This is a genomic window from Acinetobacter sp. CIP 102129 (genome assembly GCF_000368305.1).
Taxonomy (GTDB): Bacteria; Pseudomonadota; Gammaproteobacteria; order Pseudomonadales; family Moraxellaceae; genus Acinetobacter; species Acinetobacter parvus.
Map to the genome: position 1 here is coordinate 787467 of NZ_KB849340.1, position 9419 is coordinate 796885.

Sequence of the window (9419 nt, forward strand, 5' to 3'; positions counted from 1 at the left end):
AACGTACTCATCAGGAGTTTACCATGAGCAAAAAACCAAAGTTTTATACAGCGGAATTCAAAGCTGAAGCTATAAAACAGATTGAAGAAAATAAAGGCAATGTTTCGGAAACAGCAAGACAGCTTGGCATATCCATGCAAACGCTTTCCAATTGGTACAGCAAAGCTAAATCTGGAACATTAGTTGGAACACAACAATATTCCCCTGAACTTGCTGCTCTGCTCGAAGAAAATAAGAAGCTGAAACAGCAACTTAAAACTGCGGAATTGGAAAGAGAATTCTTAAAAAAAGCAGTAGCGTACTTTGCCAAAGAAAGTCAGTGAGGTACGCCTGCATGAAACAGTATAAAGATACATACCCAATCACCATGATGGCGAAGCTGTTAAAAGTTTCAGTATCAAGATTTTATGAGTGGTTGAAAAGTGGCTTAAGCCAAAAACAAATTCGAAGAAATCAGCAGACTATCATGGTGAAAATAGCACATCAGGAGACCAATGAAAGCTATGGCTATATTCGCCTGAGTAAGCATTTACACGCTCAAGGTGTTCAAATTAGCCAATATGCAGTACGTACAATAAAGAAGGTCAATAAACTCTTTTGCAAGCGCCATAAGCGCTTTAAAAGAACAACAAACAGTGATCACAACCGTCCCGTCTACAAAAACTTATTAGAGCAAAAATTTAACGTGAGCACTCCAAACCACGCGTGGGTAAGTGACATTACCTACATTTGGACAAACGAAGGATGGCTATATCTGGCTGCTTCAAAGGATCTTTATACAAAGCAGGTTGTTGGCTATAGTCTAAATGAACGTATGACAGCACAGTTGGTCTGTGATGCTCTTAAAATGGCTATTCGGAATCAAAAACCGCCACAAGGCTTAATTGTTCACTCAGACAGAGGCAGTCAATATTGCAGTCATGTATATCGAAATATGATTGAAAAATATGATTTTCAAGGTTCAATGAGTAAGCGTGGAGACTGCTTTGATAATGCACCAATTGAAAGCTTCTGGGGCATATTAAAGAATGAACTTATACACCATCGTACTTATGAAACGAGGGAAAAAGCGAAAGCAGATATTACAAAATACATAGAGCTATTTTATAATCAGCAAAGAATCCAAAAAGGATTGGATTTTAAGACACCAAATCAAATGGCAGAGGACTTTTACAGGTTGGCTGTCTAGAATCCTCCCAAGCGAAAGCCTCCGTTTTTATCAACACACATCAATATTTAAAATTCAGGAAAAAAATATGAACAATAATTATCCTAAACCTATGATAATAATGCACTGGATTACCTTTGTTTTAGTTGTAATTGTATATTTGACGAGTGGAGATCCAACAAGAACAGGTTTGCAGGGCCAGATTCATGTTATAGGTGGAATTTCAATATTTATTCTATTTTTCGTGCGGTTGAGTGTTGTTTTTCTCTATAAAAGAAGTATTCCTCAAAATGAGATCATTAATCCGTATCAAATAAAATTATTTAAAATTGTCAGATTTACGCTTTACGTAAGTTTATGTGTCGTTCCAATAGCGGGCTGGCTTGCATTATCGAGTTTCACTGATAACTTCCAAGTATTCTCTTTAAATTTGCCACTTTTGAGCAGTGTTAGAGAGGTTAAATATATTGGTCAGATGCATCAATTTTTAGGTAACTTCTTTATTACAGTCGTAGGTTTACATGCTTGTGCTGCATTAATCCACCATTTTATTTTCAAAGATAATGTATTAAAAAGTATGCTTTTTAAAAAAATGAAATGATTTAGATCTATAACTATAGAAAATAGGCATATTGTTCACCTAGAACAACATGCTTTATTGATATAAAGCATGTCAGATAGGTCAGGTATTTCTATAGACTTATTATCTATACTCCTCATGGAGTGGGAATATTTGGATTATACAAAAAAGGATCTTATGCCACCGCAACATTAAATAATGATCCAATCCAAGCACTGAATAACATGGCAATAATACCCCAAATCATTACCCGAATCGAACCTCTCCAAATACTGGCGCCGCCCGCATAACTGGCCAAGGCACCCATAATTCCGAGACTTAATACCCCAATCAGCATGACGCCTTTCTCTAAGTATCGCTCAGGCAGAAGCATAATTGAAATTAAAGGAAATAATGAGCCTACAGTAAATGCAATGGCTGAAGAGAAGGCAGCACGAAACGGCTGGGCAGAAGTATGATCTGAAATACCAATTTCATCACGCGCATGTGCATCTAAAGCATTGTGTGCAGTCAGTTGTTGCGCGACTTCTTGCGCTAAAGCGGGTTGTAATCCACGCTGTATGTAAATATTTTTTAGCTCATTTAATTCATGTTCAGGATGGCGTTGCAGTTCACGTTCTTCCATCTGCAGATCATTCTTTTCAATGTCTTGTTGCGATTTAACGGAGATGTATTCACCTGCAGCCATCGATGCAGCTCCAGATATTAATCCGGCGATACAGGTCACCAGTACAGTATGGGTAGATGCTCCACTGGCTGCGATTCCCACCACGAGACTTGTGACTGAAATAATCCCGTCATTTGCCCCCAGCACAGCTGCACGCAACCATCCCGCACGTTCGATGTAATGTTTTTCAATATGATAAGAATGGCGCACAAGGTATATCCTTTTTGTTATCAGGATGATTATAATAAATTTATTTCATCTGTAGAGATTATTATTGGCTAATTTCAAAAACCGTGATTAAAAGGCAAAAAAATTTTAAAACGGATTCTAGTAGCCACTGGCTATTCATTTTTAGGATCTAAAACAGCGTCTAAAAATAGGCAGCTTTTCGTCAAATCGTATTAATTGATCTTATTCTAATTCCTATGAGCTTTTTTATTGCTGTTTCTTCTATAGAACGGGCACTGATGGTGGCTGTCTGTTTACTGGCTGTAATTGTGGAATTATTCAATTCTGCGATTGAAGCTGTTTTAGATCGTATTTCGCTTGAAAAACATGCATTCCAAAAAGGCAAAAGATATGAGAAGTGCGGCACAATTTTCAGCACTTCTCATTATTTTTATTATTTGGTCAATTATTTTACTTGTCCACTAAAAGATCTTAAAAGTTGATTTTACTTAAGCCAACAATGGAAATTGATAGACTTCTGCATAGATTAGCGCAGCAAGCAGAACCAAAATAATGCTTAGGCTTACTGTATAAGTCTGCATAGCTGACCCAGGTATTTGCCAAATAATTTTTCCTCTGGCACTTAACCATTCTGTCAGACTAATACTGACAATTAACGGCACTGTTGCAAATAGGCTGACATGATAAGCTAAATATCTTATTTATTTCGAGATACAGCAGATGAATCCCTTCCATGGTCGGCACTTTCAAGGTGAAATCATTCTTTGGGCTGTTCGTTGGTATTGTAAATATGGCATCAGCTATCGTGAACTTCAAGAAATGCTCGCTGAACGAGGTGTGAATGTTGACCACACCACAATTTATCGTTGGGTTCAGCGTTATGCTCCAGAAATGGAAAAACGCTTACGCTGGTATTGGCGTAATCCTACAGATTTACATTCATGGCATATGGATGAGACTTATATCAAAGTGAAGGGGCGATGGACTTACCTGTATCGTGCAGTTGATCAACGTGGTCATACGATTGACTTTTACCTTTCCGCTAGACGGAACAGTAAATCAGCCTATTGTTTTTTAGGAAAGATCTTCAATACGGTGAAAAAATGGCAAATTCCACGGGTCATCAATACAGATAAAGCAGCGACCTATGGCCATGCTTTATCACGGTTAAAGCGAGAAGGAAAATGTCCAGTAGATATTGAGCACAGGCAGATTAAGTATAAAAATAATGTCATTGAATGTGATCATGGTAAGTTAAAGCGGATCATCAGGGCCACATTAGGATTCAAATCTATGAAGACGGCTTATGCCACAATTAAAGGTATTGAAGTCATGCGTGCACTACGTAAAGGACAAGCATCGTCATTTTATTATGGTCAGCCTCAAGGTGAAGTGTGTCTAATCAACAGGGTTTTCGGTCTCTAAGCACTTTTAAAAAGGAACTTCATCGACTCAAATCTCTATTTGCAACAGTGCCTGAAAAAGTGAAAGGCCAAAAAGTAGGGTATGTCCGGGTAAGTTCTGTCGAGCAAAACACTGAACGTCAACTTGAAGGAATTGAGGTCGACCGGATTTTTGTTGACCGTGCTTCAGGTAAAAATACTGACCGACCTAAATTTCAGGAAATGTTGAACTATGTCCGGGAAGGGGACAGGGTGATTGTACATTCAATGGATCGTTTTGCGCGAAGCCTAAAAGATTTGGTCACTGAAGTAGATAAACTGGTCAAACGAGGGATCGCCATCCAGTTTGTAAAAGAAAATATTACTTTTACAGCCGAATCCACCCCGATGGATAATTTGATGCTTCAAATGATGGGTGCTTTTGCACAGTTCGAACGTGAGATCATTTTAGAGCGGCAAAAGGAAGGAATAAAACTCGCCTCTGCTCAGGGGAAGTACAAAGGTCGGGTGCATAAACTAAAGCCTGACCAAGCTGAAGCTTTACGACAAGCATGGAAGGAGGGGAAGTATCCATCGAAAATGGCATTAGGGAAAGCTTTTGGGATTAGTCGTCAGGCGGTATACCGATATTTACAAGTTAGTGAATAGCTTATTAGGATTAGCAACTAAATTTAGTTTAACTTATAAAAATCATGAAACACTGTTCGAATTTTAAGCGTGGAACATGAATAATCAATAAAAAGCCGCTCTGGTGCCCTATATTCTAGAACGGCTTGCTTTAATATAATGATATTTAAAGAGAAATATCAAGCATTACGTATAAGGTGTATTATGTTAATTTTAAAAATCTTTGAAGCAGATGATTGAGTATCTTAGTTTTGACCTCTAATCAGGTTAGATCATATGTAATATAAGTATCTAAAAGTTAGGAGAACTCATGAATAATAACTACTCAAAACCTATAATAATTTATTGGATTAAAATATTGTGATCAGATACACAAAGTATATTAGGTCACAGCAACATTAAATAGTGATCCGATCCAAGCACTGAATAACATTGCGACAATTCCCCAAATCATAACCCGAACAGAACCTCTCCAGATACTTACACCGCCAGCATAACTCGCCAATGCTCCCATAATTCCGAGAGTTAAAACTCCAATCAGCATGACACCTTTATCTAAATATTGTTCAGGCAGAAGCATCATTGAAATTAAAGGAAATAATGAACCTACAGAAAATGCGAGGGCTGAAGAAGATGCCGCTAGAAATGGCTTGGCAGAGGTATGAACTGAAATGCCAATTTCATCACGAGCATGTGCATCTAAAGAATTATGCATAGTTAGTTGTTTAGCGACATCTTCAGCTAAAGTTGGTTCTAAACCACGTTGTATATAAATATTTTTTAGTTCCTGCAGTTCATGTTCAGGATGGAGTTTTAACTCACGTGCCTCCATTTTCAGATCATTTTTTTCAATATCTTGTTGTGATTTAACGGAAATATATTCACCTGCAGCCATTGAAGCCGCCCCAGAAATTAATCCCGCAACACATGTTACTAATAATGTTTGAGAAGAAGCACCACTGGCTGCTATTCCGACTACTAGGCTTGTTACAGAAATAATCCCATCATTAGCCCCTAGTACAGCCGCACGTAGCCACCCTGACCGTTCAATATAATGTTTTTCGATATGATAAGAATGGCGCACAATATAGTCCCTTGCTGTTATCAGAATGATTATAGTAAATATTTTATCTGTAAACCTTAATTGAGCTAGACAATAGAGAATATAAGTCACTACTGATGCATATCCATTACATTTAAAATAACCTTGTTTAATAATGGGTGTTATACGTATTAAAAAAACCGACTCCAATGTTCAGGCTTCGTATAATCCGTATTAAGCTAATTGTAGACAAAATTAATATTCACATGATCTTCCAATTTTAAAATTGCGCTCTAATGAGCGCCATTTTTTTTTGACTGTATTCTTAATATTCACCTCAGCTTGAGCTGCTATTCTGCAACTAAAATACAGTCAACAAAGGTTTTTTATGGCTCAGAACACAGCAACATCTTCTACAGATTTACTGATTCGATTTCTGCATATCGTCATTATTTTGAGCTTTACTGGGGCTTATCTCACGGGGGATGCAGAAGAATGGCATCAAGTGCATATGGCGTTTGGCTATACACTTGGTATTAGCCTGATATTAAGAATTTTATGGCAGTTTCTTGCTTCTCGATTTGCTCATACTCAGCCTTCAGGGGCGAGCCGTCGATTTAATGTGATCAAGCCATTTGTGCAGCGCTATTGGGCGCAACCGCAGCAATGGCTTTCCCCAGCATTTTTAAAAGCAGCCAGTTCCAGCCTGTTTCAGCTGAGCATACTGGGTGCTTTTTGCCTGATGCCCTTAACTGTACTGGCAGGCTTTTTAACAGACTATACGCATAGCCACAGTTTAAAAGAAGTGCATGAACTATTCGCAAATCTGTTTTTAGCTACTGTATTACTACACTTGACAGCACTGACACTGAATAGTGTTCTACTTAAAAAATGGCTAGCAAAGCGTATGTTTTGGGGGACACAATCACATTCATGGTTCACCCTGTTTGCTTCAGTCCTTTCACTAGGCGTGTTGGTCGCTTTCTGGTTTTGGTATTTTAGCTAAGCTTTTATGAGAGCAACACAGATGAAGCTCTATTTAACATAATGCATATTATACGCAATACACTTGTATATTAATTGAAATATCAATTACTTAAAAAATTGGCATTACTCAAAAAATCAGCAAAAAGTCTATTTTGAAACAAGTCGGCTTTTTTATGTTCGATTCTGTAAGCTTTTGCCAATAAAAAATGGAAGAACTTTGCAAAATTTACAATTTTGTATTAACATTTTTATATTAACAAAAAGCGATGCAACTATGGAAATTGAGTTTTCATGGGATGAGCATAAAGCAGATACAAACCTCAAAAAACATGGTGTAGCTTTTGAAGATGCAACATTGGTTTTTTATGATGCTTATGCCGTCTTCAAACAGGATCGCTTTGAAAATGGTGAATATCGTTGGCAAGCGATAGGTCTCGTACACGGCCAGACAGTTTTATTAGTGGCTCATACTGTACAAGATCATAATGGGATGGATCATATCCGTATTATTTCAGCACGACAGGCAGAGAAAAAAGAGAGGAAACAATATGAGCAAAATCGTTACCTACAAAATGGATTTGAATAAACCTCCTGTCTTATCTGAAGAACAAAAGGCAAGACTTGAAGCATTAGATAAACGCCCAGACAGTGAAATAGACTTTTCGGACATTCCTGAACTTGATGAAAGTTTTTGGAAAAATGCAGTGCAAAATCCATTTTACAAGCCGACTAAACAAGTAACTACGGTTCGCATCGATGCAGATGTCATGCAGTGGCTAAAAGCCCAAGGCAAAGGCTATCAAACACGAATGAATAAAATTTTACGGGATGCCATGCTAAAAGAATTAAAAAATCATCAATAAAAATGGGAGCTTAGGCTCCCACTTTTGACTGCGTATAAGAGATTTTATGTTAAATGAAAAATAGATGGTGCTTTTCTAAAAAGTTTTATTATTTCTTAGGTTTAACTTGGAAAGTACTGATATATCTACCTATTTCTTTACCATCAATAGAACGATTGGTTGTATAAGCTGTAATAATTGTAAAAAAGGAATCTCTACCCTTTGCAACATAATCCAAAATAATAACCCCAGAAGGAAGCATTGCTAAATAGAGCCCTTTTCTTTTATCTGTTTGATGATGAAAACTCCCTCCTTGGCCTAATTTTTTCACCAAAAATCCGAAAACATCAGTGGGGGGTCTTAAGCGATTAAATTCTTGACCATGATTTCTTAAAATATGCAGATAGCCAAATCCATTTCTACCTTTTGCATAGCCATTTTGTAATCTAATTGGAAGATCATGAGGAATACCTTTTATGGTATTGCCAGGAATTATAGCTAGATCGATAGAACCATTAATTTCCCAAAATAAATTCTGCTCTATTGTATCTTCTTTTATTTGTAAAACAGGTTGTTGCATGATTAGAAAGTACTTTTAAAAAAGGGAAAAGAAGATAGAATTTGACATTTCTCAGGGGAATGATACCCTAATAGATGAGTCTTTGCTGAAAGACGTTACATCGACCTTGACAACCTAGATGGTCAGATGAAAAATTGGTCAGCACGCTGTTGTCATATAAGCGTATAGAGCGAGGTGTAATACTAAGTATTACTAAGTTTCTAAGAATTTGGTTAATTCTTTCGAGCGTTAACCATTTAAGTTTTTAGATTACTTCGGGCGTCGTTCGGACTCATATTAATTAAAGGTCGCATTTGCGGCCTTTATTTTTATGCTATAAAAATAAAGAATTAGTATATTTTAGAGAGCTTTCTTATGGGGGAATGCCTATTGCAGAATTAAGGCATTTAACAGGAAGAATTGGGGAACTTTATGTAGCTATGATGACCTTAGGACAATTAGCTGATTCAGTTAATCAGAGAGGTTATGATGTAGTTTCCAGTACTGGACGGCTTTGTTGCACAAAGATATCATAACTATATGATTTTAAAAGTTTTGATTATTTTTTGATCCAAAATTAAATTTATTTAAATCAGATGCTTACATATTTATGCAACAAAGCCTCATTTTAAGGGATGTTATCAAGTGCTACAAAATTTTTTTGAAAAGAGTAGATTTTTAGTTATTATAGTTATTATAGTTATTATAAATTGCATACTATCTTCTATTTTTTTATATTTATCAACTATATATCTTCTAATTGATGCAATAATTTTTATTATAAAAAATATATATGCAACTAATTTTGAAGTAAAAATAGTTGTTGTTAAATTTTTAAAAATCCTCGATGTCTCGTTAATTGCTATTACATTTCATTTAATTTCAGCAGGTTTTTATAAATTATTTATTCAACAAGCTATTTTTGACAATAGTTCTTTTCTTAAGACACTATCAATTAATAAGTTTCATGATCTAAAACTTATTATATTACATGTATCTATTATAGTTATAGTCATCTTGTTTTTAGAAGATCTTGTTGTTTTTGGTGGAACTTTAGCCAACTTATATGCTGGTATTTCTTCTAGCCTAGTCATATTAGCAATAATTTTTACTTGTAAGCTATTCGATAATGATCATCACAAAGACGATGAATAACTTAAATCGCAAGGACTCATTTATAATTACTCTTTTATTTGAGCATTTAATTGAAGTTAAGATTAGAGATCGTCATGTTGATGTGGGTCTAGGATTTTAGACCACGTCTATAAGTGATAATCTACTCCCCAATAAGCATGGGAAATGCTTGTTTTAGGAGTCAACCATGACACGAAGAAAACGTCGTAATCATTCAGCAG

The 9419-nt window shown here is 36.2% G+C and carries 11 protein-coding genes and 1 pseudogene; 9 read left to right on the top strand and 3 right to left on the bottom strand.

From position 1 onward, the window contains the following. Positions 1-23: 23 nt before the first annotated feature. Positions 24-1189, top strand: a protein-coding gene (locus tag F973_RS07825; protein ID WP_125316795.1) for an IS3 family transposase whose coding sequence is annotated in 2 segments (ribosomal slippage) — positions 24-291 and positions 291-1189 — 1167 coding nt in all. Because the reading frame shifts where the segments join, the coding sequence is not laid out codon by codon here. A gap of 67 nt (positions 1190-1256) precedes the next feature. After that, positions 1257-1769, top strand: a complete 513-nt coding sequence (locus F973_RS07830; RefSeq protein ID WP_004761014.1) for a cytochrome b — start codon at positions 1257-1259, stop codon at positions 1767-1769. A gap of 154 nt (positions 1770-1923) precedes the next feature. Here the strand turns inward: F973_RS07830 and F973_RS07835 are convergent, their stop codons facing one another. Then, positions 1924-2625, bottom strand: coding sequence for a VIT1/CCC1 transporter family protein (locus F973_RS07835; protein ID WP_004761016.1), 702 nt, complete (start codon positions 2623-2625; stop codon positions 1924-1926). Between the two features lie 102 nt (positions 2626-2727). Here F973_RS07835 and F973_RS07840 point away from each other — a divergent pair. From F973_RS07840 to F973_RS07850, 3 genes and pseudogenes are all read left to right on the top strand, one after another. Continuing rightward, positions 2728-3069: pseudogene (locus tag F973_RS07840) on the top strand (diacylglycerol kinase). Between the two features lie 255 nt (positions 3070-3324). Further along, on the top strand, positions 3325-4029 hold the full coding sequence (locus F973_RS07845; RefSeq protein ID WP_001067790.1) for an IS6-like element IS1008 family transposase: 705 nt from the start codon (positions 3325-3327) through the stop codon (positions 4027-4029). Between the two features lie 59 nt (positions 4030-4088). Further along, positions 4089-4655: a recombinase family protein gene (locus F973_RS07850; RefSeq protein ID WP_034432489.1), complete on the top strand. Its 567-nt coding sequence runs from the start codon at positions 4089-4091 to the stop codon at positions 4653-4655. 361 nt (positions 4656-5016) lie between these two features. Here F973_RS07850 and F973_RS07855 read toward each other — a convergent pair whose 3' ends face one another. Further along, the gene (locus tag F973_RS07855; RefSeq protein ID WP_002058850.1) at positions 5017-5718 is read right to left on the bottom strand and encodes a VIT1/CCC1 transporter family protein; all 702 of its coding nucleotides are present in this window, start codon (positions 5716-5718) and stop codon (positions 5017-5019) included. 346 nt (positions 5719-6064) lie between these two features. Here F973_RS07855 and F973_RS07860 point away from each other — a divergent pair, with 346 nt between their 5' ends. The 3 genes from F973_RS07860 to F973_RS07870 all read left to right on the top strand — a co-directional run bounded on the left by F973_RS07860 (position 6065) and on the right by F973_RS07870 (position 7526). Beyond that, a complete protein-coding gene (locus F973_RS07860) occupies positions 6065-6682 on the top strand; it encodes a cytochrome b/b6 domain-containing protein (protein WP_002054947.1) in 618 nt (205 codons plus the stop codon). Between the two features lie 255 nt (positions 6683-6937). Further along, the gene (locus F973_RS07865; protein ID WP_004761022.1) at positions 6938-7249 is read left to right on the top strand and encodes a BrnT family toxin; all 312 of its coding nucleotides are present in this window, start codon (positions 6938-6940) and stop codon (positions 7247-7249) included. Continuing rightward, entirely contained in the window at positions 7212-7526 is a 315-nt protein-coding gene (locus F973_RS07870; RefSeq protein ID WP_004761024.1) for a BrnA antitoxin family protein, read from the top strand. The genes F973_RS07865 and F973_RS07870 overlap by 38 nt, the downstream gene beginning before the upstream one ends. Before the next feature lie 88 nt (positions 7527-7614). Here the strand turns inward: F973_RS07870 and F973_RS07875 are convergent, their stop codons facing one another. Then, positions 7615-8085 (bottom strand): hypothetical protein, encoded by a 471-nt coding sequence (locus tag F973_RS07875; protein WP_004761025.1) that lies wholly within the window; start codon positions 8083-8085, stop codon positions 7615-7617. Positions 8086-8709: 624 nt separating this feature from the next. On the opposite strand from F973_RS07875, the gene F973_RS07880 reads away from it, so the two are divergent. After that, complete coding sequence (locus F973_RS07880; protein WP_004761027.1) at positions 8710-9219, top strand: YqhA family protein; 510 nt, start codon at positions 8710-8712, stop codon at positions 9217-9219. Positions 9220-9419 lie beyond the last annotated feature (200 nt).